Genomic DNA, 23,827 nt, shown 5'->3' on the forward strand with positions numbered 1-23,827 from the left:
GACCGTGGCGGCTGGGTATTTCCAATGGAGGACATGATGAACGAGAGATCGTCGAATTTTCTTCCAAGCCTCTGGTCCGACAGCCCCTTCGCGGATTTGCGCAAGGAGATGGACCAGGCCCTTGAGAGCTTCTTCGGCAAGCGAAGCCTGCTGAGCGGCGCCGAAGGCGAGAAATTCATCGCCCCGTCGATCGATATCGCCGAAAACGACAACGCAATCACGCTGACGGCGGAACTGCCGGGGATCAGCGAGCAGGACGTCGATCTTTCCATCCAGAACGGAGTTCTCACCCTGAAGGGCGAGAAGAAGATGGAAAAAAAGGACGACAAGGACAACTACCATGTCGTCGAGCGGCGCTATGGCAGCTTTCAGCGTTCGATGCGCCTGCCGGCGACAGTCGATGAGGCTGCCGTCTCGGCCAAATTCGAGAACGGCGTGCTGACCGTAACGCTTCCCAAGAAGCCGGGAACGGCTCCCGTGGAGCGCAAGATCGCGATCGAAAAATAAGAAGAGGTCGCGCTAACCCGCCGCCCCTGTCCGCCTGGGGCGGCGGACGAATTACGGAAACCGGCTGCCGGCGGGGCAGCCGGTTTCGTGTTCCCGATTATTCGAAGACGATGGACGGAGCCGCGCGGCCGGAGGCCGACTGCAGGCCCTGCCAGACCTTTTCGGCGATCTCCCGGTAAACCCTGGCCTGGGGGCCTTCGGGGTCGGAGACCACTACCGGCGTGCCGGCATCCGAGGTCTCCCGTATGGCGATCGTCAGGGGAACCTCGCCCAGGAAGGGAACGCCGATCTTTTCAGCCTCGGCCTTCGCGCCGCCATGGCCGAAAATGTCGTAGCGCGCGCCGGTGTCGGGCGCGATGAAATAGCTCATGTTCTCGACGATGCCGAGGACCGGCACCTCGACCTTCCTGAACATGTTGAGGCCCTTGCGGGCATCGATGAGCGCCAGATCCTGCGGCGTCGAGACAACGACCGCGCCGGAAAGCGGCACCTGCTGGGCCATGGTCAGTTGGGCATCGCCCGTGCCGGGCGGCATGTCGACCACCAGCACGTCCAGATCGCCCCAGGCGACTTCACGCAGCATTTGCATCAGCGCCGACTGGACCATAGGGCCGCGCCAGATCATCGCGGTTCCCTCATCGACCAGGAAGCCCATCGACATCGCCTTGATGCCGTAGTTTTCCATCGGCACGATGATGCGGTTCTCGATCTGCTGCGGGCGTCCGGCGATGCCGAGAAGCCGCGGCATGGACGGGCCATAAACGTCGGCGTCGAGAATGCCGACCTTCAGACCGTTGGCCTTCATCGCCAGGGCCAGATTGACGGCCGTCGTCGACTTGCCGACGCCGCCCTTGCCGGAAGCGACCGCAATGATCGCCGATATGCCGGGGATGTTCTGTTTGGCCGGCCGCTGCGGCGCGCCGGCCGCCGGGCCATGGGCATGGGGATGGCCATGGACATGGGGCCGGGCGGGCGCCGCCGACGGGGCGCCCGGCTTCTTTTCCGCCGTAAGGCTGACGAGAGCCCCCTTCACGCTCGGCATGGACTTGACGGCACGCTCGGCCGCCTGGCGCAAGGGCTCCAGTTCGCGGGCGCGCTCAGCCGGAACGGTGATGGAAAAATAGACCTTGCCATCGGAAATGAAGACATCCGACACCATGCCGAGTTCGACGATGTTGCGTTCGAGATCCGGGCCGCGAACGGTCTTCAGGGTTTCCAGAACCTGGTCTCTGGTGAGTGCGCTCATGCCATCCTCTTTCGAATTCTCATAAAGCGTAGATAGTCGACCACACGACCTTCGCCAACCGGCAAACGGCGCGGCATACGCAAAAGAGGATGCGGCAGATGCGCCCGGGTATCGCTCGAAACGGAAAAGCCGCCGTCGAAGGATGCCTGACCATGACATCTACGACAGCGGCTTGTCCTTGCAGCACCTTTTTTGGGTGCCTTGCAGCGTCCCCTCTGGACTTGCCTATTGCAATGCAGAAACCGTGCCAGTTTTTATGCTCGGTAAATTTCACATAAATTTCATGTAGATAACACAAGAACGACAGGCATGGCCGAAAATGCGACCCCGTTGGAATATGCCTGCCGAATGTGCGCCGGCGTGATGCATGGCACAAAAATGCAGCAGTCATTCCACGGTCTGTTGCGCCAGATAGGCTTCGATCCGGTCCGGATCGAAGATCCTGCCATCGAAGAAGCCATCCGGTCCGAGCATCAGCCGGCCTTTCGAGACGCCGACATATTGCGGGGCGGCCAGCGCTCCCTCCACCTTCAGATTGGCGCCGGGCAACGGCGCGAAGACGGGTTTCAGCGCATTCCTGTAGATATCCGGGCGATAGCTGTCACGGGCAACGGCGGCGTTGAGGTCCGTGTGGCGACAGTCACCCCATCGGACCATCTGGCTGTAGAACCACAGCGCGTGGCTCTGCCAGGGGAAGGTCGCGGCACGGCCTTCGAAAAGCAGCAGGTCGCCAACCTCCACCACCTCGCCCGGCGCAATCGCCAACAGACCGGTGAGGCCGGGAAGCAGCAATTCGCCGTCCAGCGCCAGATACTGCCGCGCAGCGAGAATTCCGGCGAGTTCCTCTATGTTAGCCGCACTCGAACACCATTGAGCGGCGCGGTAGAGGGCGCGCACCAGCGCCTCCAGCGCCAGCCGATTGTCCTCGCTCCACCGCTGCGACATGCCGAGCACCTTGCCGGGACTGGAGGCCCAAAGCGCCGACTTTACGGTAACAATCCGCCCCTGATCGCGTTCGACGATGCGGCTGTTCCACGGCTCGGCGAGGCAGCATCCGTCGAGACTGCCCTGCTCGAGGGCCTCGCCGATCAATCCGGCGGGCAAGGCGACGATCTCCACGTCCCGGGCAGGATCGATGCCGCAGGCGGCCAGCCAGTATTTCAGTTCGTAGTGACAGCAGGACAGACGATGGGCGACCGCAAGCCGCAGGCGCCGCTCGTCCCGGTGCCTGCCTTCATCGATCACCGCCCTCAAGGCTTCGCCTGCCCGGCGCGGATCGAGATCCGGCGGCATGCCGGCTTCCGTCAGCCGGCGGTGGAGCGGCACGGACACCGCAATCGCATTGCCGCCGAGCCCGAGCGCCATCGGCGCGACCAGAGGCACCTCCATCGGCACCAGCGCAAGATTGCAGGCAATCGGCATCGGCGCCGGCATATGGGCACCGTGAAAGCGGCCGGCGCCGACCCCTTCGCGGATCTTTTCCCAGGATGTTTCCCGCACCAGCGAAAGCCTCACCCCTTCGTCACCGGCAAAGCCTTTTTCCAGCGCGGCGATCAGGACTGCGCTGTCCAGCAAAGGAAGAAAGCCGAGGACGATTTCGGGCCGGTCAGACATGGTCGCTGCCCTCCGGCTCACCGACTGCGCCACCAGGACGCGTTCTCTGCGGGCGGACCCTCGATATCACGGGGGCGGGATTTGCATCTCGATCAACGTCCATGCCCGCATTTCTTGCCGAAAAGCAAATAGGATGCAACGGCAAGCGGGCGGAACGAGCGTTACTTGATGAGGCCGAGCCTAAGGGCCTTGGCCACGGCCTGGGTGCGGTTGACCGTATCGAGCTTCTTGGTCGCCCGATTGAGATAATGATTGATCGTATGCTCGGAGAGCCCGAGGATCTCGGCGATCTCGACACTGGTCTTGCCGGCGGCGGTCCAGTTCAGGCAGTCGATCTCACGCTCGGTGAGCATGTCGGTCGCGCGGTTGTCGAGATCGCGGATCTCGGCCAGGCGATTGTAGATATGAACGGAGAGAAACGTCAGTTCGATCATCTCCGCCGTGGAAAATACCGGCCGGTCGCCACAGAAGGAAACGGCACCGCGCATGCCGGCTGCGTCATGCACGGGGAAATAGGCTCCCCGCTCCATCCGGAAGCGGCTGAAAAGCGTGCGGGAGATTTCCATGGTGCGGGGATCGCGCTGCTTGGCTACATGCTCGATGTCGTAGGTGAAGGGCGTGGTGGAAGTGCGCAGCCGCACGAGCACCGGGCTGGTGGCCAAAAGGGGCGCCTGGTCGTATTCGGTGAGCAGGTCTGCCGGCCAGTTGGTAATGATGGAATTGCTGGAAAGATCGAGAGACGTCGGCGACGGCATGTTGAGAACCATGAACGCCCGGGCGCCATAGGATTCCGTCAGCCTCTTCATGAAACGAAAAACGTCGAACTGGGTCTTGAAGCTGCCGATTTCGGCAACGTAGGCGGCGGTACGTTCGGCAGCGTCGGTTTCAATCTCGGTCATGGCAAATGTTTCTTCGCATGACTCCAGGGACCAGAAAACAACAAGTCTCTCTCCTTAGACGACCAGCCTCTCTCGAACGGAGAGGAACGACGAGCGCAAAACAGCCGGAGGAACCAGCAAGCCGGAAATGAAATAAGTCACCCCTGAAGCCCCGTCATGTTACCTCTGACTGCGGCTCTTATGAAATGCATCTTACACGTTGTATATTTCCCATTCGAAATAAAGCAAATTCCGAAGGAGGACGTGCGTATCAATGTGCAGACGAATCCGCATTGCCTATTGTCAGGGACATTAGACGCAGAAACCCGGACTAGTCCAGAAGCCAACTTTATTTTACCGTAAACCCCTGTCCATGAAGGCGAAGGTTTCCAAATTGCCGTCAGGCCATCTGGAATCAGGGAGAAAATCGCGTGCCGTCACATCATTCGTTCGCAGGAAATGTTCTGGTCGATCACCGGCTGGAGCTTGGAGAAGGACCTGTCTACGACAAGCAGACCCACACGATCTGGTGGTTCGACATTCTCGGCAAGGCGCTCTGGTCCCTGGAGCTTGACACCAATACCGCGACCCGCCACGAGCTCCCCTTCATGGGCAGCGTTCTTGCGATCGTCGATGACGAGCGCCAACTCATCGCCAGCGATTCGGGGCTCTTCCTGCGCGACAGGGCAAGCGGCGCGCTCACCCCATTCGTCGAACTCGAGCCCGACCGTCCGGGCAACCGCTCCAACGACGGGCGCGTGCATCCCTCGGGTGCGCTCTGGATCGGAACCATGGGCAAGGATGCGGCAGACGGGGCCGGCGCCATCTATCATGTCGCCGGACGCAAGGTGACGCGGATCTTCGACAAGATCAGCATTCCGAATTCGATCTGCTTTTCGCCGGACGGGAAGATCGGCTATTTCGTCGATTCGAAGGTCAACAAACTGATGCGCGTCGATCTCGATCCCGATACCGGCCTGCCGGTCGGAGAAGCGCGCGTTTTGATCGATGGAACGGATCGGGAAGGCGTGTTCGACGGTTCGGTCGTCGATGCCGAGGGGACGATCTGGAACGCCCGCTGGGATGGCGGCGCAATCGACCGCTACGACGCCGAGGGCCGTCATATCGCCCGTTACGAAATGCCGGCCAAGCGGGTCACCTGCCCCGCCTTTTTCGGCCCGGATGCGGACCGGCTGATGGTGACGTCCTGTTGGGAAGGTCTCGACGAGGCCGGACGCACCTCGGACGCCTTGTGTGGCGCAACCTTCGAACTCGGCATTCCCGTGAAGGGACAGCACGCGCCGCGCTTCCGTCTCTGAGACGCCCTTTCAAAGGAGGGCCCTAACCCGGCAAGTTGACGATTGTTCCCTGCTTTCTGGAAAATTTACTTGATTTTCCAAGGGGAACGATTGCGGGCCTCGGACATTTTCCTCTCGAACCGACGCGATCGTTCCGCCTCCGGCACGGTCGCGCCAGTCGCCAAGACCATCTGAGAGGAAAGGTAGGTCCATCATGAAGAAGACCCTCAACACCCTTGCTGCAGCACTGCTGCTCGGCACCACCGCGGTAGCACCGCTTGCTTATGCCCAGGATGCAACCACCCCGGCACCGGCAACCCCGACAGCCCCGGCACCGGATGCGACGGGAAGCGCTCCTTCGACAAACACCATGGCCCCGACGGATTCGACCGCTGCAGCCACGGGTTCCTATCTGACGCAGCAGAGCACGACGCAGATCAGCGCCAACGACTTCATCGGACAGTCCGTCTACACCTCGGGCAATGAATCGATCGGTGACATCAACGACCTGATTCTCGAGGACAAGGGCGGCATCGTGGCCGCAGTGGTCGGCGTCGGCGGCTTCCTGGGTATCGGTGAAAAGGATGTCGCCATTCCTTTCAACAAGCTGACGGTGACCCACGATACCGCAAAGAACGAGGTTCGCCTGACGACGACCGAAACGGCGGAAAGCCTGAAGGCCGCGCCGGAATTCAAGAGCCTCGACCGCACCACCACCTCGTCGACGGTCGATCAGTGACCCGGAACGGGGGAAGTGCGAAACATCCGATGGGCGGCGCCAGGTGCGCCGCCTTTTTCGTTGCGCGCTCCGCTGGTGTTCACCGCATCATCTCGGTCTCGATGATCTGCATGAGGCGAGAACGATCCTCCCGTCGCGAGGCATATCCTGCCACGGACAATCCCCGCGCCGGCCGGTAATAGGCGGCCGAGCCCCAGAAACCGATGTGCCAGAAGAACCGGCTTTCGCCCTGGCCGCTGACGAAAATGCCCAACCGGTAATCCGCTTCGCCTTCGTGGGGCGCAGGCTTCAGCATTTCCGCAAGCGTCGCCTCCTGCCGGAAGACGCGCCCTTCGAAGATCGCCGCCATGGCGCGTGCGAGATCCGCAGCCGACATGACGAGCCCGCCGCCGCCGTAAAGATCCATTGTCGGATCGAAATGGAAGACGTCCCTCTTGCGGAAGAACTGCCGCCCTTGGAGCGATATTCCGGGCGGTGCCGGTTCGATGGCTTCCCACCATGTCGCTGACAGGCCGAGACGATCGAAGCCGATGCGCTCACGCACCGCCGACGCCAGCGACCGGCCAAGCCGTGTCTCAATGATATCGCCGAGAAGGATATAGCCCGTATCGGAGTAGCGGAACCGCGTTCCCGGAGGGCTTTCCGGTCCGCCGCGGGTCATGCAGAGGCGGACCTGTTCCTCCCGGGTCCAGCGCCGCCCGGGCGCCTCCAGCACCAGATCGAGGAAACTGTCGTCGGCGTGATCGTAGAGGCCGGCGGAATGGTTGAGCAGATGCCGGACGGTGATCCGGTCGAGATCGTAACCGCCCCGGCGGAGGATATCGGCAATCGCCGGGCTCGCCAGCGTCCCTAGGGGATCATCAAGACCGAGTTCACCCTCCTCCCACATCCTCAGGATGGTGGCCGCGACGAAGGTCTTGGTGTTGCTGGCGCTGCGCATCGGAGATGCCGCATCGAGGGAGAGCCGGGCAGCGGCCGGGGAGGCGATCCCCCACACCATACCGCCCTCATGAACCGCAAGCGCCATCGCTGCCGGCTCCCGCGAAAGGCACGCCTCAAGACGGGCGACGGAATCGGGTTTGTCGCCGGAACGTGTCCCTGCCGACTGTTCAAATATGCGAGATCCGCCTTCCATATCCGTCCTCTCCAGGCTCCCGGCGCGATTTCCAGCGCTCGGAGGGACCACACTAACGCAGCATCTCCCGGATCGTCGCCTGAAAACTGCAGTTCCGATCGACATCGCCGACAGGCTTCGGCCCCCAGGACCCAGGCCGCCCTCGCGAACCCGAAACACGAAATGGTTGCATTTCACATGACTTACATATTGGACGTGATAGATTTGCCGAAACAACTGGGGGATAGCGATGCGAAGCTTTGCGAAGGCAGGCGGTTTTTCCGTTCATGCGATATCGGGCAACCATGCCGTGCTGCTGGCGATGAACGCCACGGACGCGGCGCGGCGCAACCTTGCCGGCTTTGCCATCGGCGTTGCCCGACAGAACCGGATCGATTGGTTGCGCGGCTTCAAATTCTTCAAGGCGCTGGTGCCGAACCCACAGCCCGGCGAACGGCGCTCCACCCTCGATCACCCCGTTCAGTCCTTCCTGTGGGGACACTATTCGGCGGAACCGGGACGGCAATATGATTACGTCGTCCGACCGCTCTATTTTCCGGCGGACATGAATCCTGCGGCCCTCGTCGCCGGCACCGATCTTCCCGTTTCCATCCGCACGGAATCCGACACGGATGAAACGCATTCGGTATTCTTCAACCGGGGCGCCATCGTCAGCCAGGCCTTTGCCGACCAGTTCGGCAACAAGGGCCCGACCAACCCCGACGATCCGGAAGACCGGGAGGTGCGCTGGCTGTCGCGCGGGCTGCTGGAGGCAGCGCTCGGCTTCATCGCCCAGGCCAATGGCGCGGGCTATGAATTGCGCTGCTGCTTCTACGAACTCACCTACAAGCCGATATTGGAGGCCCTGAAGATCGCCGCCGGCGCCGGCGCGACGGTTCAGGTCATCTATGAGGCGGGGCATATCAAGAGCGACGGCAGCTTCGAGGAAACCAGCACCAGCAAGGCGAACGTCAAGGAAGTCGTCAAATACGACAACGTGCCACGCCTGACATTTCATAAGCGGACCCGGCATATCTCCATTCCGCACAACAAATTCATGGTGCTCCTGAAGGACGGCAAGCCGCAGCAAGTCTGGACAGGCTCAACCAATATCACGCCGTCCGGCTTTCTCGGCCAGACGAATGTCGGCCATCTGGTGCGGGATGACACTGTGGCATCGGCCTACAATGCCTATTGGCAGCAGGTCGCCACCGACCCCGACCGGAAAGAACTGAAAGCATGGACGAAAAAACACAATGCCGAGCCTTCCGGCCAGTTGCCGGCGAACGGCATCTCCGTTCTGTTTTCGCCGCGGTCGTCCGCGCGCATGCTCGACTGGTACGGCGCGCGCATGGACGAGGCGCAGCGCACCGTCATGCTGACGGCGGCTTTCGGCGTAACGCGGAAGCTCGCCGAACATTTCGACAATGACCGGGACTATCTGCGTTTCCTGCTGATGGAAAAGGAAAATGCCAACGACGAAACCCAGGCGATGCTCAAGCGCGACAGGGACACGCGCATCGCGCTCGGCAAGGCGCTCGGTCGCGATACGATCGGCCGCAAGCTGGATGGCTGGCAACTGGACAAGTGGTTCGCGGACGAGGAACACTACCGCAAGCAGGGCCACATCTTCTATGTCCACACCAAGATCATGGCGATCGATCCCCTGTCGGACGACCCGCAGGTCTATTCCGGCTCGGCCAATTTTTCACCCGCATCCCTGTCGTCCAACGACGAGAACATGCTACTGATCCGCGGCGACCGGCGCGTAGGCGATATCTACGCAACGGAATTCTTCCGGCTGTTCAACCACTTCTACTTCCGCACGGTGGCCAATGCCGTGGCCTCCCGCAATCCGGGCGAGGATCAGGCGGAGGAAGCCGTCTATCTCGACCCCGATGGCGCGTGGACGGACAGTCATTTCAAGGCCGGCACCTATCATCAGCGCCGGCGCGAACTGTTCGGCGTCAGCCCGACCTGATCCATCGCGGATCAGTACCACGCATCCGGCCGCGCACGCATCGTCCGCTCGACATAATCGCGCAGCGCCTCGTCCACGGCGGGGTCCAGAGGTGGCGCCTGATATTCGGCGAGCGTCTTCTTCCACTGCCGGTTGGCGCGGGTCGCCATGTCGGTCGATCCGGCCTCCGCCCATTTTTCAAAGGGCTCGTTGTCCGAGACGGCCGAATCCCAGAACGCCGTCTGATAGTTGCGCATGGTATGGGCCGAGCCGAGAAAATGGCTGCCGGGTCCCACCTCCAGAAAGGCATCCATGGCGAGCGTGTTGTCATCGACCACGACGCCGGCGAGATAAGCATGCAGCGCGCCGCAGAAATCCGTGTCCATGACAAACTTCTCATAGGACATGGACAGCAGGCCATCGACGAAGCCGGCCGAATGCAGGATGAAGTTGGCACCGCAATGGACCGCCGACAGCATCGACATCACGCCCTCCTGCATGGCTTGGGCATCCGGCAGCTTGGAATTGGAGAAATTCCCCGCACAGCGCAGCGGCAGTTTCAGCCGGCGGGCAAGCTGGCCGATCACCATGGAGCCAATCGCCGGTTCCGGCGTGCCGAAGGTGGGAGAGCCCGAACGCAGCGACATGGAAGACAGGAAGTTGCCGAAAATCACCGGCGCGCCCTTGCGCTCCAACTGGGTCAGCGCGCAGCCCGCCAGCGTTTCGGCATAGGACTGGGCGATGGCGCCGGCATTGGTGACCGGCCCCATGGCGCCGCCGAGGATGAAGGGCACGATGACAGCGGCCTGGTTGGCACGAGCATAGGCCCTCAGCGCCTTCGTCATGGTGCCGTCCCAGACAAGCGGCGAGTTGACGTTGACATTGCCGAGGATGACGCAGTTCTCCTCGACGAAACCGGCACCGAACAGGATGCGCGCCATCTCGATCGATTCTTCCGCCCGCTCCTCGGCCGTCACCGAGCCCATGAAGGCCCGATCGGAATATTTGATATGGCTGTAGACCATCTCGAGGTGCCGCTTGTTGACCGGCAGGTCGACGGGCTCGCAGATGGTGCCGCCGGAATGATGCAGCCAGGGGCTGGACTGGGCGAGCTTGATGAGGTTGCGGAAATCCTCGATGGTTCCGTAACGACGGCCATTGTCGAGATCCATGACGAAGGGCGAGCCATAGGCCGGTGAGAAGACGACGCTGTTGCCGCCGATCTCGACGTTGTTTGCCGGATTGCGCGCATGCTGGGTGAAGGTTGCGGGCGCCGTCGAGACAATCTCCCGCAGCATGCCCGGCTCGAACCGGACGCGAACGCCGTCGATCTTCGCCCCCGCCCGCTTCCAGTGATCGAGCGCGGCCCCGTCGTCGCGGAACTCGATGCCGACCTCGGCAAGAATGCGATCCGCGGTCTGTTCGATGCGAAGAAGGTTTTCCTCCGAGAGAAGGTCGTAGGTCGGAATGTTGCGGCGGATGAAAGGCACTTTCAAAGAAAGGCCAGCGCCGCTCTCCCGTCGCCCCGGCCTGTTGCCGCGGGTGCGGCGCTCCTTGCGATCCAGTTCCAGCGTCTCGCCCGTCATGACTGCTTTCCTCCTGTTTGAATGAAGGCTAGCCGGGATCAAAGGCATTGTGACGCTGGAAAAATTCTCGACTTGCAATAAGCTCAGCTTATGAGTCAATTTCGCCGCCTGCTCCCCTCCGCAAACAGCCTCGTAGTGTTCGAGGCTGCCGGCCGGCATGAGAATTTCACCCGCGCCGCGGAAGAACTCGGCATGTCCCAGGCCGCCGTCTCCTATGCGGTGCGTGCGCTCGAGGAACAGCTGGGCGTCGCCCTTTTCCAGCGCATGCATCGCTCTGCCCGGCTGACCGAAGCCGGCGAGCGCTTTCATGCCGATGTCGCCGCCGGCCTTTCCCGGATCGAGCGCGCCGCCGAGGACATTCGCGCGAAGAGCCGCGAGGTCAATGTGACGCTCGCTGCCTCCACGGCCTTCGCTTCCATGTGGATGCTGCCGCGGCTGGCGCGGCTGAGGGAGGACCTGCCCGACATCGACCTGCGCATCCAGACCAGCGTGCGCGACCTGGACCTGGAGGAGGAAACCATTCCGCTTGGCGTACGCGGCGGCGATCCGAAGGAATGGCCACGCTATCATGCAGCGCTGCTCGCGCCGGAGGTGGTAAGCGCGGTTGCAAGCCCCGCCTTCATCGAGCAGAACGGTCCGGCAGAGAGCCCCGAAGACCTGACCCGCCACCGGCTGATCTGGCTGGAGGAGCCGGTGCGGCAGGCATGCAACTGGCCGGAATGGTTTGCAAGCGCGGGCATCGACTATGTCCCCAAAGGACGGCGGCTGGCGATTAACGATTACGTGCTGGTGATCCAGGCGGTGCTGGCCGGGGAAGGCATCGCGCTCGGCTGGAACCACCTGATCGAGGCGCAGGTGCGCTCGGGCCAACTCGTGCAGGTCGGCCGGCACGCGCTGGTGACGGGGCAGGCCTTCTACGTGGTGTGGCCACGCGCGCGGGAGCTCAATGCCTCGGCGGCCAGAGTGCGGGACTGGCTGCTGGCGGAGGGGGAAGTCGCCCGGCAAGGCGGGTGATCGGAGCGGCTGGGCATCGACCGCGGCGCATGCCGAGCCGCCGGTCCCGTATATTCCGTGCGCATATCGCCTGCAAACCCGAGGCGTCGTCCGGGGATCGTCGCCTCCGCTTGACTGGGCTGTCCTCACGGAAACGTTTCAGGAATTGGGCCGATCGACGAGGGCGAATTCGTGATGATGCTCGCCGAGATAACGCAGCGTCGCCGCCGCATCGGCCGGCTTGCCGAAATAATAGCCCTGCCCCATGCCGCAACCGAGCGCACGCAGCTTGTCCGCTTCCGCCACCGTCTCGATGCCTTCCGCAACCACTTCGAGATCGAGGCCTTCGCACATGGTGACGATCGCCTTGATGATGTGCTCCGAGGTGCGGTCCGTGATTATGGCGGAGACGAAGGCACGGTCGATCTTGACCTTGTCGAAGGTGAAGTCGCGCAGGCGTCCGAGGCTCGACTGACCCGTGCCGAAGTCGTCGAGAGAGATCTTGATGCCGAAGTCACGCAATTCGCCGAAGATGCGGCGCGCAGTGTCCGCGCAGCCCATGACGGCCGTTTCCGTGATTTCCAGTTCCAGCCGGCGCGGATCGAAACCGACGCTGTTGAGGATGGACAGCGTGTTCAGCGTGGTCCTCGGGTCCATCAATTGCGCCGAGGAGAGATTGAACGAGAGGAAGAGTTCGCGCGGCCAGGCCAGCGTTGCCTCTGCCGCCTTGCGCAACAGGGTTTCGGACAGCGTGTCGATGAAGCCGCGTTCTTCCGCAAGCGGTACGAAGACGGCCGGAGATACAAAGCCCAGATCGGCATCGTTCCAACGGGCCAGCGCCTCGAAACCAACGACACGGTTGTCTGTGAGACGGACGATCGGCTGGAAATGCACGTCGACGGTATCGGCGATGATGGCATTGCGCAGCGCCTGCTCAAGCTGCGTGGCACGCTTCATCTCCTGGGCGATTTCCCGTGAGTAGACGGTGATCTGGCCGCGACCCCGGCGCTTCGAGCGATAAAGCGCCGTCTCGGCACTCTTCATCAGTTCCTCGAAATCGGCGCCGGCAAAGGGATAGACGGCAAAGCCGAGGGAGGCGGAGAGACGGACATTGCGGTCGCCGAGATCGTAGGGCGCAGAGAGCACGTCCTTAATCATCTGGCCGGTGCGCTCGGCACTGACGCGCTCGAAGATCAGCGGCAGGATGATGGCGAACTCATCGCCGTCATGACGGGTGACGGTCGCGCCGTCAGGCACGCAGGCCTTCAGCCGGTGGGCTACCTGGCAAAGGATTTCATCGCCGGCGACGGAGCCGAAGAGATCGTTGATGGGTTTGAAACCGTCCAGATTGACGATGCCGACCGTAAACGGCGCCGGATCGGCAGAACGCTCGGAGGCCAGAAGCCGAACCTTGTCGCGCAGGCGATAGCGATTGCCAAGCCCGGTCAACTGGTCCGTATAGGCCATGGCCTGAAGCTCGTTCTGGCCTAGCTGGGGCATGGCTGTTTCGGCTGACGCCATCGGCTGTTCCTGAGGAGGTTCCTTTCACATACCGAGGATGAGCGCCAAACATTAAGAAAATTCTAGCAATTCCGGGAGGTTGCCTACAGGTTATGGTCCATTATTTAGGGGGTTGACAGGGTTTTCTCACCCCGCCGCGACGACCCGGAGATCGGGAACATGCTGCGCCAGCACGGCATCGACGGCGTCCGGGCTCAGGGGCTTGAGGATCACGTCGTTCATGCCGGCGGCAAAGCATTCTTCCCGGTCACGGTCGAAGGCCTGCACCAGCACGCCGATGACCGGCGTCATGTCGTCAGGCCCTGCCGCCAGCTCACGAATGCGTCGGCAGGCGTCAAAACCATTGATGACCGGCAGGGTGATGTCCATCAGAACGATGGCGGGCTTCAGTTCCTGCCAGAGACGCACGACTTCCGCTCCGTCGCGAGCGATGCGATAGGCATGGCCGAGCCCTTCGAGGATCTGCGAGAAGACGATCTGGTTGATTTCGTTGTCCTCCGCCACGAGGACAAGCGACCGGGCCGGCGCCGGCAAGACAGGCGGTCTGTCTTCCGTGGTGGTGATTTCCCAGTCGTCCGTGGCAGCGGCCCGCGCCTCATCCTTGGCCGCGAGCTTGTTCAGGACGAGGAAAGCCAGTTCCGTGTCGAGCTGGAAGCCGTCCAGCGTTACGGTAGCGATGCCTTCTGCGACCGCAAGCTCAAGACACTTCATGTCCATCTGCGTGTCGACGATCATCAGATCGATCTTTACGCCAACGGAGCGTGCGACCGTGAGGAATGCATCCTCCTCCACCGGATTGCGGACGCAGCAGACGTCGATGCCTAGGCGCTCCAGCGTCTTCAGGCTCTTCGCCTCGAAATCCCGGTCCATTGTGACGACGAGCGCCTTGTGGCCGGCAAGCTTCGCAACCTCCGCCTCGACGCGAAGACACTCGTTTTCAGGCAGCAGCGGATGAGAGGCCCCGGCGCTGACGATCGCCTTGTCCACGGCGGAGCCATCTGCCGGCTCGACCGACAACTGCACGGAAGCCGCCTCGAAACTGGTGACGATGAAATAGCGACCGGGCTTTCCGACACGCTGGCTTCGCACGACGATGCGTTCGCCTGCGGGGTCGGAGGGAAGCTCCGTCAGGATGGTGGCCGGCGCCCCCGTCTCCAGAACATGGCGGGTGGCACGGCGGAGCTTTTCAGCGAGATCGCCGCCGCAGATCCCGTCAAGCGCGCCGCCCAGAACACTCTCGGCGCGGGCACCGATCCGGCTGCAGAACGACTTGTTGACGGCCACGACGTTCAGGTTGCGATCCTGTACGAAGACCGGATGCGGCAGGTTGTCGAGGATTTCCTCGGTCAGTTGGACACGCTCGACATCGGCGCGCCACTGTTCCTCGCGCTTTTTCTGCTCGGTGATGTCGCTGATGATGCAGATGCCGTAACCGGAGGGCAGCCGGCGCTTGGAAAAACGTACCCAGCGATTGTTGGCGTCGCGGCGCTGGCTATCGAAACGCTCCCGCCAGTGAACGGCGATCTGTTCGGCGATCCATTCCTCGCGGCTCGCTGCACCGCCTTCGTCGGCGGACATGCGGTCGCGCCCGCCGCCATCATAGACAGCGCCGAGGAAATCCCTCAACCGGGTTCCGGGACGGGCGACCTGGAGGGACACGGGCAGATAGTTGCCGACGAGGCGGTTCACATAAACAAGCTGGTCGTTGCGATCGTAGACGACCAGCGCGGCACCTATCGCTTCGGACACGGCATCGAGCATGGAGGACTGCAACGTCGCAGCCTGCATAGCTTCGCCACCCATCCCTGCGTTTTTGCCCGGCGTTTCATCGCCTGGGCCCGGTGCAAACTCTTTCACACTATCGCCTCAAAGAACCGAACCCCTCCCGGCGCTCGATCGTTATCGTCCAGACAACACCTCAAGCCCTGACGGATGCACCGAGGGGCGCTGTAACACCTTTGTCCTGCTCCACAAATTTCTCGTTCAATCGTTTCCGAATTCAAGCAATCCTGCAGCTGTCGCATATGGGAAGACATGCCAGGGAAGCGCCTGAGACGGCAAAAGGAGGATATGGTCCGGAGATGGTCCGGCCACCATCTCCTCCTCCGCCGGCGCACCGACGATGCCAATACGAAACATTTCAAGCCATAATCATGCTATCGGCAGTCCCTTAAGGCGGGATTAATGGCATGGCGCGCAATGCACCACTTTCGAGCGGTAGAATGCAGTTGGCTCTTTCCTCGCCGGCGCGAATCCCGGAAAATGGACCGATGGTCATCAAGCAGCTTTCCGAAACCCTCATCAATCAGATCGCCGCCGGCGAGGTCATCGAAAGACCGGCCAGCGCGGCGAAGGAACTGATCGAAAACGCCATCGACGCCGGTGCCACCCGCATCGAAATCGCCACGGCCGGCGGCGGTAAAAGCCTGCTGCGCGTGATCGACAACGGCTGCGGCATGAGTGCCGAGGATCTCGAGCTTTCGATCCGCCGGCACTGCACCTCGAAGCTTCAGGATTCGCTGTTCGATATCCACTCGCTCGGTTTCCGGGGCGAGGCGCTGCCATCCATCGGCTCGGTCGCAAAACTGACCATTACCAGTCGCCTGCAAGGCGGTTCGGAAGGCGCGGAAGTCGCCGTGGTCGGCGGCAAGGTCTCGCCCGTCAGGCCGGCGCCGGCCAATCCGGGCACAACGGTCGAGGTGCGGGATCTCTTCTTCGCCACGCCCGCCCGCCTCAAATTCCTGAAGACGGAAAAGGCCGAGGCAGGCGCGATCACCGAGATTGTCAAGCGAATGGCGATCGCCTTTCCGCAAATCCGCTTCGTACTGTCGGGCACGGACCGCACAACGCTCGAATTTCCCGCCACCGGCGACGATCGCCTCGCCCGCATCGCTCAGGTGCTCGGCAGCGACTTTCGCGACAATGCCATCGAGCTCGATGCCGAGCGCGAGGATGTCCGGCTTGGCGGCTTCGCCGGCATCCCGACCTTCAACCGCGGCAACTCGGCCCATCAATATGCCTTCGTCAACGGTCGGCCGGTGCATGACAAGCAGATCCTTTCGGCCATTCGCGGCGCTTATGCGGAAACCATTCCGCAGGGCCGTTATCCAGTGGCGGTCCTGTCCCTGGAACTCGACCCGGCACTCGTCGATGTCAACGTGCATCCGGCGAAATCCGATGTCCGCTTCCGCGATCCGGGGCTGGTGCGGGGGCTGATCGTCGGAGCGATCCGCGATGCCATGAGACGAGAAGGCGACCGCGCCTCGACGACGGGCGGCGGCGGCATGCTGCGCGCCTTCCGGCCGGGCTTCAGTCCCGCCGCTTCCTCCGCCTCTTCTTCCCATGGCGGATGGAGTTTCGCGAATTCTCCCAGCCGCCCGTTCGGTCCGGCTGCCGCTTCGCCTTCCGGATTCAGCGAGACGCAGCAGCCGGCGTTCGCCGCCATGACCCTGCCGACCGCCCGGGCAGAGACACCCGCAACGGCTGCGACGGCTCCCGATATCCGCGCGGAAACGCCGGCGGCGACCTATCCGCTCGGGGCGGCACGGGCACAGGTGCATGCCAACTATATCGTCGCACAGACGGAGGACGGGCTGGTGATCGTCGATCAGCATGCGGCCCATGAGCGGCTGGTGTTCGAGCAGATGCGCAAGGCGCTGACCGGAAGGCGGCTTCCCTCGCAGGGCCTTCTCATTCCCGAGATCGTCGACCTGCCGGAAGAAGACTGCAACCGGCTGATGGCTCACGCCGCCGCCCTCGAACAGCTCGGGCTTGCCATCGAGCGCTTCGGTCCCGGCGCGGTCGCCGTGCGCGAAACGCCTGCCATGCTCGGCGAGATGGACGTCGCCGGCATGGTGCGCGATCTCGCCGACGAGATTGCCGAATGGGACACAGCGCAGGGACTTGCCGCGAAACTGGAGCATGTCGCGGCCACCATGGCCTGCCACGGCTCCGTGCGGTCCGGCAGACAGTTGCGGGTGGAGGAAATGAACGCGCTGCTCCGGCAGATGGAGGCTACCCCCGGTTCCGGCCAGTGCAATCACGGACGACCCACCTATGTCGAACTCAAGCTTTCCGATATAGAGCGGCTTTTCGGCCGTAGCTGAGCCGATTGCCGATCCGCAGCAAGCGTCCTTTTAATTGTTCTGGAAATTGCCGGGAGGGCGCGTTATTGCAGTTTCGTGAAAGGCGCAGGAGACCACCCATGAACCGTTTCGAAGGCAACGGCAACCGCGAGGCGAAGATCCGCTATCTCGATGCCGACTTCCAGATCCTGTCGCCGGGCTCCTATGTGGTCTGCGCGATCACCGGCAAGCCCATTCTGATCGACGAACTGAAATACTGGAGCGTCGCCCGGCAGGAGCCGTATGTCGACGCCGCCGCTTCGCTGGAAGCGGAAAAGCGCGCCGGCGCGCTGCCGAACCAGAAGCGCTGAGCGCGCTTCTTCTTCAAGCCTTGCTCTTTTCCTTCAGCCTGCGCGCCCGACAGGCCTCTATCACACGGTCGAGCACATAGGCCGGGGCCTGCGGATCGTCGAAGGACATCTCCACCTCGACCACATGGCATCGGGAAGCGAGTTCGGCGGAACGCCCATGGCCGCCCGCGAGCCTGACGATATCCTTGGCGGTCGTCGCCAGCAGCAGCCCCTGTTTGTCCGCATCGACCAGCAGGGCATCGACCTCGTCATCCGTCAGGTGATGATGATCGGGAAAAGGCCGCAACTCGGCGACGACGGCTCCCAGACCCTCCAGCGTGCGCTGGAACTTCGAAGGGTCGGCTATGCCGGCGAAAGCCAGCACGCGCTTGCCGGCGAGACCCGCATCGTCCTTCGGCTTCAGGGCGGCGACCATGACCGCCTTGCCCGCGCGCGCCGCCTGGCGCACAAGCCGGTCCGCGGCATTGCCGTTGCCGACCTTCAAAATCGCGTCGAGATGGCGCATCTGGATGGCGATGGGAGCACGCACCGGTCCGCCCGGCACGAGGTGGCCATTGCCGATGCCCCGCATCGTATCGATGACCACCAGGGCGAAGTCGACCGTCAGGCGGGCGCTCTGGAAACCGTCATCCATAATGATAATGTCGGCGCCTTCCTTGACCAGGCGCTCGGCGCCCGCGACGCGGCGGCGGGAAATGACGGTCAGCGCTTCCTGAGCCAGCAACAGCGGTTCGTCGCCGACATCGGCCGCTCGATGGTGGTGCACATCGACGACCGTCGTGACATCGAGCGAGCCGCCATAGCCGCGGCTTAGAAAACCGGGCTTCAATCCCTTCGCCTTGGCCGCGCGCGCCAGCGTCAACGCCGTCGGCGTCTTGCCAGCGCCGCCGACCGTGAAATTGCCGACGCAGACGACCGGCACCGGGGGCGCGTGGCGGCGCTTCCTGCCCATGCGCCAGCCTGCCACCCGCCCATAAAGGAAAGAGAAGGGCAAAAGGCTCCAGGCCCGCCAGTCGGCTTTCGTCCACCAGAACGGCGGGGCGTCCGATACCATCGCCAGCTTTCCCCTTTGTCTCCCCGACCGTCCCCACGGCCATCTGCGCGGCCAAGAAAACGCGGCAGAAGGGGTTTCGTCAAGTCGCGGCATGAAACGGAGACTCGCCCGGCCTTCAGCCGAGCACGGCTTCGAGTTCGGTGATATCGTTCAGAAGAACGTCGCAGGCCTCCTGAAGGGACTGGCGCGAACCCGTACCGGTGAGAACGGCAACCTTCAGCCCTGCTCCGGCGTTGCGGCCCATGTGAAGGTCGTGGTTGTTGTCGCCGACCACCGCGACCTGACAGGGCTCGAGCCCGGTCGCCGCGCAAAATCCAAGCACCATGCCCGGTTCCGGCTTGGAGCCGTGGCCGCTGTCATAACCGGCCACGAAATCGACATAGGGACCGATGCCGAACCGGTCGATGGTGACCCGGATCGACTTCTCGTTGTCGCTGGAGGCGATGCCGAGCTTCAGGCCGCGGTCATGCAGCTTGGCGAACAGGGGGGCGAGTTCGGCAACGGGAACCGATTGCTCGGCGGCGCCGGCAAAAAGCGCATCGATCTGCGGCACCAGCGCCTCGGCGGCATAAGGCGATCCGGCAGCAGCAAGACCCTCGGCGATTTCCCGCGTGTTGCCGGCGGCAAGCAGGCTGTCTGGAACGAGATGTCCGGTCGCCGGGTCCATACCGCAGGCCCAGAGCAGGCGATCGGCGAGTTCGGCATCTCCGCCGGCGGCCAGAAGCGCCACCGTGCGGTTGACCGGAGCCCAGCTCGCGTCGAAATCCAAGAGGGTGCCGTCCTTGTCGAACAGGATTCCCGCGATGCCGTTTGCTTCCGTCATGTGTCCCCTCAATCGGCCGACCGTCAGCCCTGGCTTACGATGCGCGGTTCAAGCCGCGCCTGCACGGTCAGGGGGTTGATATAGGGCTCAAGCCCCTTCATCGTCGCGGTCAGCGCGCCGCGCATCTCCTGCATACTCTCCATGCCGGCATCGATCATCTTGTGACGGGCAAGATCGTTCGTCATCAGGAAATGGACCGCCTTGGCCAGCATCTCCGCATCGCGGACGATGCGGGCATTGCCGTTGCGCACGAGGCGCTGGTAGCTCTCGCGGAAATTGCCAACCTGCGGACCGGACAGCACGGCACAGCCGAGCATCGCGGGTTCCAGCGGGTTCTGCCCGCCTTCCGCCGTCAAGGAGCGGCCGACGAAAGCGATCTCGGCAAGCCGGAGGTAAAGCCCCATCTCTCCGATGGTATCGCCGAGCAGGATGTCGGTATCAGGCGTGATCGGGTCGTTGCGGGTGCGGCGCGCGACCTTCATGCCGCGCTCCACCATCATCGCCTCGATTTCATCGGAACGTTCCGGATGGCGCGGCACCACGACCGACAGCAGGCCCGTATGGGCCCTCAGCGCGCGATGCACCATGGTGGCGATCTTTTCCTCGCCCTCGAATGTCGAAATCGCAGCCCAGCTCTTGCGATTGCCGATCTGCTGCTTGTAGCGGTCCAGCACGACCGGGTCACAGGGCGGCGCATCGCTATCCACCTTGATGTTGCCCGATACGATGACCGGCCAGGCGCCGAGATCGCGGTAGCGCTCGGCATCCACATCGGACTGGGCGATGACCAGCGAAAGCTTGCCGAGCAGGGCTTCCGCGATCGACTGATGCCGCTGCCAGCGCTCGAAGGAACGGTCTGAAATGCGGGCATTGACGAGGATCTGCGGGATATGCCGCTTGTGCAGTTCCATCAGCGTGGTCGGCCAGATTTCCGACTCGACCGAGAGCGCCACGTCAGGACGCCAGTAATCGAGGAAACGGCGCACCGCCGGCTTCACATCGAGGGGAACATACTGATGCAGGACCTCATCCTTAAGCCGGAAGCGGGCGATCTCGGCGGAGGTCACGGTACCCGTTGTCAGCAAGACGTTGATGTCGCGCCGGCGCAGTTCCCGCATCAGCGGCACCACCGCAAGCGTTTCACCGACGCTTGCGGCATGCAGCCAGACCAGCGGCCCCTGCGGGCGATCGGCAGCGGGATAACCGAAACGTTCGAGGCGACGGGCGCGGTCCTCCTTGCCCTTGGCGGCGCGCAGGGCTAGCAGCGGCCCTGTCAGCGGATAGGCCGCGATGCCCGCCCAGCCGTAGGAGGCGATGGCAAGGGATGCCAATCCGTCACTCATCGCCATGGGCCGAAACCGTTCATGTTCGTCATCGATGCCATGTAGCCCTTTCAGGAGCCGGCGGTGCAAAAACTACGGAATGCGAGATAACTGAGTTAAAAACGTGACATTGGTGATTACCAAAAGCCGAGACAAGCCAGCAATCGCCTGTGGAAATCCCGCGTCAGCCCTTGGCAGCGGCCGTGTCACCGGGGGTGAGCAACCGGTGCATGTGGACGATGAAGTAACGCATGTGCGCGTTGTCGACCGTCTGCTGAGCCTTGGACTTCCAGGCAACGAGAGCGGATGCATAATCCGGGAAAATGCCAACGATATCAAGCTCGTTCAAATCGCGAAACTGAACCTCTTCGAGGTTCGCCAATTCACCGCCAAAGACGAGGTGGAGAAGCTGTTTCTTATCGTTGGATTCCGTCATTTCCGGTCTCTTTCCATTCAAATTCGCCTCCCTCTTTCCTGTGATCGATTTTGCCGGAAAGGTCAACTGCGAGGCGCTGGTGACAAGTGGTTCAACAGAGTAGAAAGCTCGAAAAGAGTGGCGGCACAAAGCTCTCCGTGGCTGACCTCCGGACGGTTGTAAAGAAGCGCCTCGCCCCTGAGGTCGGTGAGCCTGCCGCCGGCGTTGCGGAGAATGAGGTCCGCAGCGGCGAGATCCCAGTCGTGGGAATTGCGCTTGACCAGCGTCGCGTCGATCCGGCCGTCGGCGACCAACGCCAGACGATAGGCAAGCGAGGGAATGTGTTCTACGCGCTCGATGCGGGCCTGCATCCCGGCATCGAAGCCAGCAACGATATCCTGGGGCGTCGCTACCCGCAGCTTCCCGCCGGGACGGGCCGGCGCCACCTCGATCGGCCGACCGTTCTTCGTGGAAACCGAGCCCTCCACCGATGCAAAGGTTTCCTCCAGTGCGGGCGCGACGAGCACACCGGCGACGGGGCGTCCGTCATGCACCACCGCGACGCTGACGCACCATGTCTTGCGTCCGGCGATGAAGGCGCGCGTGCCGTCGATCGGATCGACGACAAACAGAGTCCGACAGGAGAGGCGCGCCGGGTCGTCGTCGGTTTCCTCCGACAACCAGCCGTAACCGGGGCGCGCGGCGCGCAGCCGCTCCTCCAGGCATTTGTTGGCGGCATAGTCGGCGGCGCTCACCGGCGACTGGCCTTCATTCTTCCACCAGACCTCGGGCGACTGGCCGAAATAACCGAGCGCGATCTCGCCCGCTTCCCGCGCCGCCGCCGAAATCAGATCCAGATCGTCCTGCCAGTCGAAACCCTTGCGGGCCCCTTTGTCGGCGGTCATCTCTTTTTCTTTCGCCACTTGGCCTCTGCCTCTCAGCGCCCCGCGAGCGTCATGCCTTCGATGGCGATGGTCGGCGCCGCCACACCGAACTTACGGTCGATGTCGTTTGCGGCGGTTACGCGCATGAACATGTCCTTGAGGTTAGAGGCGATGGTAACCTCGGAAACCGGGAAGGCGAGCTCGCCATTCTCGATCCAGAAACCGGTTGCGCCACGGCTGTACTCACCGGTAATCATGTCGACGCCCTGCCCGATCAGCTCGGTCACGTAGAAACCCGTGCCGATATCGCGGATCAGATCCTCTGGCGAGATATCGCCCGGCTCGAGCGCGAGATTGGTGGAAGACGGCGAAACGGATGTGCCACCCCTCACCCCGCGACCGTTGGTATGAAGACCTAGCTCGCGGGCTGCCGACGAGGAGAGGAACCAGTGCTTCAGCACGCCGTCCTCGATCATGGTGAGCGCCTTGCCGCTCACGCCCTCGCCGTCGAAGGGACGGGACGACGAGCCGCGCACCTTCAGCGGATCGTCGGTGACGTTGAGCCCGGCCTTCAGCACCTGCTCGCCCATCCTGTCGCGCAGGAAGGAGGTCTTGCGGGCAACGGCCGCGCCATTGATGGCACCCGCGATATGTCCGACGAAGCCGCGCGCCACGCGCGGATCGAAGACCACGGTCACATCCTTGCCCGTCGGGACCTGGCGCGGATTGAGCCGCTTGACGGTGCGCTCGCCGGCCCGGCGGCCGATGTCCTCGGCGCTGTCGAGATCGGCGAAGAAAAGACGGCTGTCATAATCGTGGTCACGCTCCATCCGCGTGCCTTCGCCGGCGATCACGCCGACCGAGCGGGAAAAGCGCGACGCGGCGTAGCTGCCGGAAAAACCGTGCGACGTGACGAGCACAAGGCCGCCCATGCCGGCCGAAGCGCTGGCGCCGACCGAATTGCTGACGCCGTCGACCGCGAGGGCTGCCGTTTCGGCTGCAAGCGCCGCATCCGTCAGGGCCTCGCTCGAAACCTCGGTCGGATCGAAGAGGTCGAGGTCGGGATAGCTTTCGGCAATGTCCGCCCTGTCGGCGAGGCCGGCAAAGGGATCTTCCGGCGACACCCTCGCCATGGCGACGGCGCGCTCTGCCAACTGCTTCAGATCGAAGCCCGGATTGGCGGAAACGCTTGCCACCTGCCGGCCGATGAAGACGCGCAGGGAAAAGTCATCGCTTTCGGAGGAATCCGTCTGCTCGACCTTGCCGAGACGCACGCTCACTGACTTCGAACGGGAGCGCACCACCACGGCATCGGCACTGTCCGCACCCGCCTTCAAGGCGAGGTCGACAAGTTGCTCTGCACGTGAGAGAAGGCTGGCGGAATCAATTTGGCTGGACATGATTTGGCCTTTCATTCCCGCTCCATTTATTGTGCATT

The 23,827-nt window shown here is 62.9% G+C and carries 20 protein-coding genes; 7 read left to right on the forward strand and 13 right to left on the reverse strand.

Annotation, left to right across the window (positions count from 1 at the left end; genetic code table 11):
* The first annotated feature begins 33 nt into the window (after positions 1–33).
* On the forward strand, positions 34–507 hold the full coding sequence (locus tag J5N58_RS20980) for an Hsp20/alpha crystallin family protein (protein WP_162757501.1): 474 nt from the start codon (positions 34–36) through the stop codon (positions 505–507).
* A gap of 97 nt (positions 508–604) precedes the next feature.
* Here the strand turns inward: J5N58_RS20980 and apbC are convergent, their stop codons facing one another.
* The 3 genes from apbC to J5N58_RS20995 all read right to left on the reverse strand — a co-directional run bounded on the left by apbC (position 605) and on the right by J5N58_RS20995 (position 4,266).
* On the reverse strand, positions 605–1,753 hold the full coding sequence (apbC, locus tag J5N58_RS20985) for an iron-sulfur cluster carrier protein ApbC (protein WP_244712852.1): 1,149 nt from the start codon (positions 1,751–1,753) through the stop codon (positions 605–607).
* Between the two features lie 387 nt (positions 1,754–2,140).
* Positions 2,141–3,367: a CmpA/NrtA family ABC transporter substrate-binding protein gene (locus J5N58_RS20990; protein WP_244712854.1), complete on the reverse strand. Its 1,227-nt coding sequence runs from the start codon at positions 3,365–3,367 to the stop codon at positions 2,141–2,143.
* A gap of 161 nt (positions 3,368–3,528) precedes the next feature.
* A complete protein-coding gene (locus J5N58_RS20995) occupies positions 3,529–4,266 on the reverse strand; it encodes a helix-turn-helix transcriptional regulator (RefSeq protein WP_112830953.1) in 738 nt (245 codons plus the stop codon).
* Positions 4,267–4,676: 410 nt separating this feature from the next.
* On the opposite strand from J5N58_RS20995, the gene J5N58_RS21000 reads away from it, so the two are divergent.
* Together J5N58_RS21000 and J5N58_RS21005 are read left to right on the forward strand one after the other, a co-directional pair.
* Positions 4,677–5,564, forward strand: coding sequence for an SMP-30/gluconolactonase/LRE family protein (locus J5N58_RS21000; RefSeq protein ID WP_112830952.1), 888 nt, complete (start codon positions 4,677–4,679; stop codon positions 5,562–5,564).
* Between the two features lie 193 nt (positions 5,565–5,757).
* Positions 5,758–6,282: a PRC-barrel domain-containing protein gene (locus J5N58_RS21005; RefSeq protein WP_113442156.1), complete on the forward strand. Its 525-nt coding sequence runs from the start codon at positions 5,758–5,760 to the stop codon at positions 6,280–6,282.
* 79 nt (positions 6,283–6,361) lie between these two features.
* Here the strand turns inward: J5N58_RS21005 and J5N58_RS21010 are convergent, their stop codons facing one another.
* Positions 6,362–7,417, reverse strand: a complete 1,056-nt coding sequence (locus J5N58_RS21010; protein ID WP_244712856.1) for a serine hydrolase domain-containing protein — start codon at positions 7,415–7,417, stop codon at positions 6,362–6,364.
* Between the two features lie 229 nt (positions 7,418–7,646).
* Here J5N58_RS21010 and J5N58_RS21015 point away from each other — a divergent pair, with 229 nt between their 5' ends.
* On the forward strand, positions 7,647–9,377 hold the full coding sequence (locus J5N58_RS21015) for a phospholipase D-like domain-containing protein (protein WP_244712858.1): 1,731 nt from the start codon (positions 7,647–7,649) through the stop codon (positions 9,375–9,377).
* Positions 9,378–9,388: 11 nt separating this feature from the next.
* Here the strand turns inward: J5N58_RS21015 and J5N58_RS21020 are convergent, their stop codons facing one another.
* The gene (locus J5N58_RS21020; protein ID WP_113425938.1) at positions 9,389–10,942 is read right to left on the reverse strand and encodes a trimethylamine methyltransferase family protein; all 1,554 of its coding nucleotides are present in this window, start codon (positions 10,940–10,942) and stop codon (positions 9,389–9,391) included.
* 90 nt (positions 10,943–11,032) lie between these two features.
* Between J5N58_RS21020 and J5N58_RS21025 the strand changes: the two genes are divergently transcribed.
* Positions 11,033–11,956, forward strand: a complete 924-nt coding sequence (locus J5N58_RS21025; RefSeq protein ID WP_244712860.1) for a LysR substrate-binding domain-containing protein — start codon at positions 11,033–11,035, stop codon at positions 11,954–11,956.
* A gap of 138 nt (positions 11,957–12,094) precedes the next feature.
* On the opposite strand, the gene J5N58_RS21030 is transcribed toward J5N58_RS21025, so the two are convergent.
* Both J5N58_RS21030 and J5N58_RS21035 read right to left on the reverse strand, forming a co-directional pair.
* Positions 12,095–13,456: a putative bifunctional diguanylate cyclase/phosphodiesterase gene (locus J5N58_RS21030; protein WP_244712862.1), complete on the reverse strand. Its 1,362-nt coding sequence runs from the start codon at positions 13,454–13,456 to the stop codon at positions 12,095–12,097.
* Between the two features lie 126 nt (positions 13,457–13,582).
* Positions 13,583–15,259: a response regulator gene (locus J5N58_RS21035; protein WP_244712864.1), complete on the reverse strand. Its 1,677-nt coding sequence runs from the start codon at positions 15,257–15,259 to the stop codon at positions 13,583–13,585.
* A gap of 467 nt (positions 15,260–15,726) precedes the next feature.
* Here J5N58_RS21035 and mutL point away from each other — a divergent pair, with 467 nt between their 5' ends.
* The gene (mutL, locus tag J5N58_RS21040) at positions 15,727–17,562 is read left to right on the forward strand and encodes a DNA mismatch repair endonuclease MutL (RefSeq protein ID WP_244712866.1); all 1,836 of its coding nucleotides are present in this window, start codon (positions 15,727–15,729) and stop codon (positions 17,560–17,562) included.
* A 98-nt stretch (positions 17,563–17,660) separates the two neighbouring features.
* A complete protein-coding gene (locus J5N58_RS21045; RefSeq protein ID WP_112830943.1) occupies positions 17,661–17,891 on the forward strand; it encodes a DUF2093 domain-containing protein in 231 nt (76 codons plus the stop codon).
* A gap of 13 nt (positions 17,892–17,904) precedes the next feature.
* Here the strand turns inward: J5N58_RS21045 and lpxK are convergent, their stop codons facing one another.
* The 6 genes from lpxK to J5N58_RS21075 form a co-directional block, all read right to left on the reverse strand.
* Positions 17,905–18,945 carry a tetraacyldisaccharide 4'-kinase gene (gene lpxK, locus J5N58_RS21050; protein ID WP_113442149.1) on the reverse strand — a complete coding sequence of 347 codons (1,041 nt, stop codon included), beginning with the start codon at positions 18,943–18,945 and terminating at the stop codon, positions 17,905–17,907.
* Positions 18,946–19,060: 115 nt separating this feature from the next.
* Entirely contained in the window at positions 19,061–19,768 is a 708-nt protein-coding gene (locus tag J5N58_RS21055; protein ID WP_113339457.1) for an HAD family hydrolase, read from the reverse strand.
* 23 nt (positions 19,769–19,791) lie between these two features.
* Entirely contained in the window at positions 19,792–21,111 is a 1,320-nt protein-coding gene (gene waaA / locus J5N58_RS21060) for a lipid IV(A) 3-deoxy-D-manno-octulosonic acid transferase (RefSeq protein ID WP_112830976.1), read from the reverse strand.
* A gap of 163 nt (positions 21,112–21,274) precedes the next feature.
* Positions 21,275–21,526 (reverse strand): DUF4170 domain-containing protein, encoded by a 252-nt coding sequence (locus J5N58_RS21065; RefSeq protein ID WP_113457921.1) that lies wholly within the window; start codon positions 21,524–21,526, stop codon positions 21,275–21,277.
* 62 nt (positions 21,527–21,588) lie between these two features.
* Positions 21,589–22,410, reverse strand: coding sequence for a 3'(2'),5'-bisphosphate nucleotidase CysQ (locus J5N58_RS21070; RefSeq protein WP_113425931.1), 822 nt, complete (start codon positions 22,408–22,410; stop codon positions 21,589–21,591).
* Positions 22,411–22,442: 32 nt separating this feature from the next.
* Positions 22,443–23,789 (reverse strand): TldD/PmbA family protein, encoded by a 1,347-nt coding sequence (locus tag J5N58_RS21075; protein WP_113425955.1) that lies wholly within the window; start codon positions 23,787–23,789, stop codon positions 22,443–22,445.
* Positions 23,790–23,827: the final 38 nt, after the last annotated feature.

Source organism: Paenirhizobium cremeum, assembly GCF_022884085.1.
Lineage (GTDB): Bacteria > Pseudomonadota > Alphaproteobacteria > Rhizobiales > Rhizobiaceae > Allorhizobium > Allorhizobium cremeum.

Bases quoted from the DNA above. Each gene is read 5' to 3' on its own strand.
- J5N58_RS20980 (WP_162757501.1), top strand. From the start codon at position 34: ATGATGAACGAGAGATCGTCGAATTTTCTTCCAAGCCTCTGGTCCGAC.
- apbC (WP_244712852.1), bottom strand. From the start codon at position 1,753: ATGAGCGCACTCACCAGAGACCAGGTTCTGGAAACCCTGAAGACCGTT.
- J5N58_RS20990 (WP_244712854.1), bottom strand. From the start codon at position 3,367: ATGTCTGACCGGCCCGAAATCGTCCTCGGCTTTCTTCCTTTGCTGGAC.
- J5N58_RS20995 (WP_112830953.1), bottom strand. From the start codon at position 4,266: ATGACCGAGATTGAAACCGACGCTGCCGAACGTACCGCCGCCTACGTT.
- J5N58_RS21005 (WP_113442156.1), top strand. From the start codon at position 5,758: ATGAAGAAGACCCTCAACACCCTTGCTGCAGCACTGCTGCTCGGCACC.
- J5N58_RS21010 (WP_244712856.1), bottom strand. From the start codon at position 7,417: ATGGAAGGCGGATCTCGCATATTTGAACAGTCGGCAGGGACACGTTCC.
- J5N58_RS21015 (WP_244712858.1), top strand. From the start codon at position 7,647: ATGCGAAGCTTTGCGAAGGCAGGCGGTTTTTCCGTTCATGCGATATCG.
- J5N58_RS21020 (WP_113425938.1), bottom strand. From the start codon at position 10,942: ATGACGGGCGAGACGCTGGAACTGGATCGCAAGGAGCGCCGCACCCGC.
- J5N58_RS21025 (WP_244712860.1), top strand. From the start codon at position 11,033: ATGAGTCAATTTCGCCGCCTGCTCCCCTCCGCAAACAGCCTCGTAGTG.
- J5N58_RS21030 (WP_244712862.1), bottom strand. From the start codon at position 13,456: ATGGCGTCAGCCGAAACAGCCATGCCCCAGCTAGGCCAGAACGAGCTT.
- J5N58_RS21035 (WP_244712864.1), bottom strand. From the start codon at position 15,259: ATGGGTGGCGAAGCTATGCAGGCTGCGACGTTGCAGTCCTCCATGCTC.
- mutL (WP_244712866.1), top strand. From the start codon at position 15,727: ATGGTCATCAAGCAGCTTTCCGAAACCCTCATCAATCAGATCGCCGCC.
- J5N58_RS21045 (WP_112830943.1), top strand. From the start codon at position 17,661: ATGAACCGTTTCGAAGGCAACGGCAACCGCGAGGCGAAGATCCGCTAT.
- lpxK (WP_113442149.1), bottom strand. From the start codon at position 18,945: ATGGTATCGGACGCCCCGCCGTTCTGGTGGACGAAAGCCGACTGGCGG.
- J5N58_RS21055 (WP_113339457.1), bottom strand. From the start codon at position 19,768: ATGACGGAAGCAAACGGCATCGCGGGAATCCTGTTCGACAAGGACGGC.
- waaA (WP_112830976.1), bottom strand. From the start codon at position 21,111: ATGAGTGACGGATTGGCATCCCTTGCCATCGCCTCCTACGGCTGGGCG.
- J5N58_RS21065 (WP_113457921.1), bottom strand. From the start codon at position 21,526: ATGACGGAATCCAACGATAAGAAACAGCTTCTCCACCTCGTCTTTGGC.
- J5N58_RS21070 (WP_113425931.1), bottom strand. From the start codon at position 22,410: ATGACCGCCGACAAAGGGGCCCGCAAGGGTTTCGACTGGCAGGACGAT.
- J5N58_RS21075 (WP_113425955.1), bottom strand. From the start codon at position 23,789: ATGTCCAGCCAAATTGATTCCGCCAGCCTTCTCTCACGTGCAGAGCAA.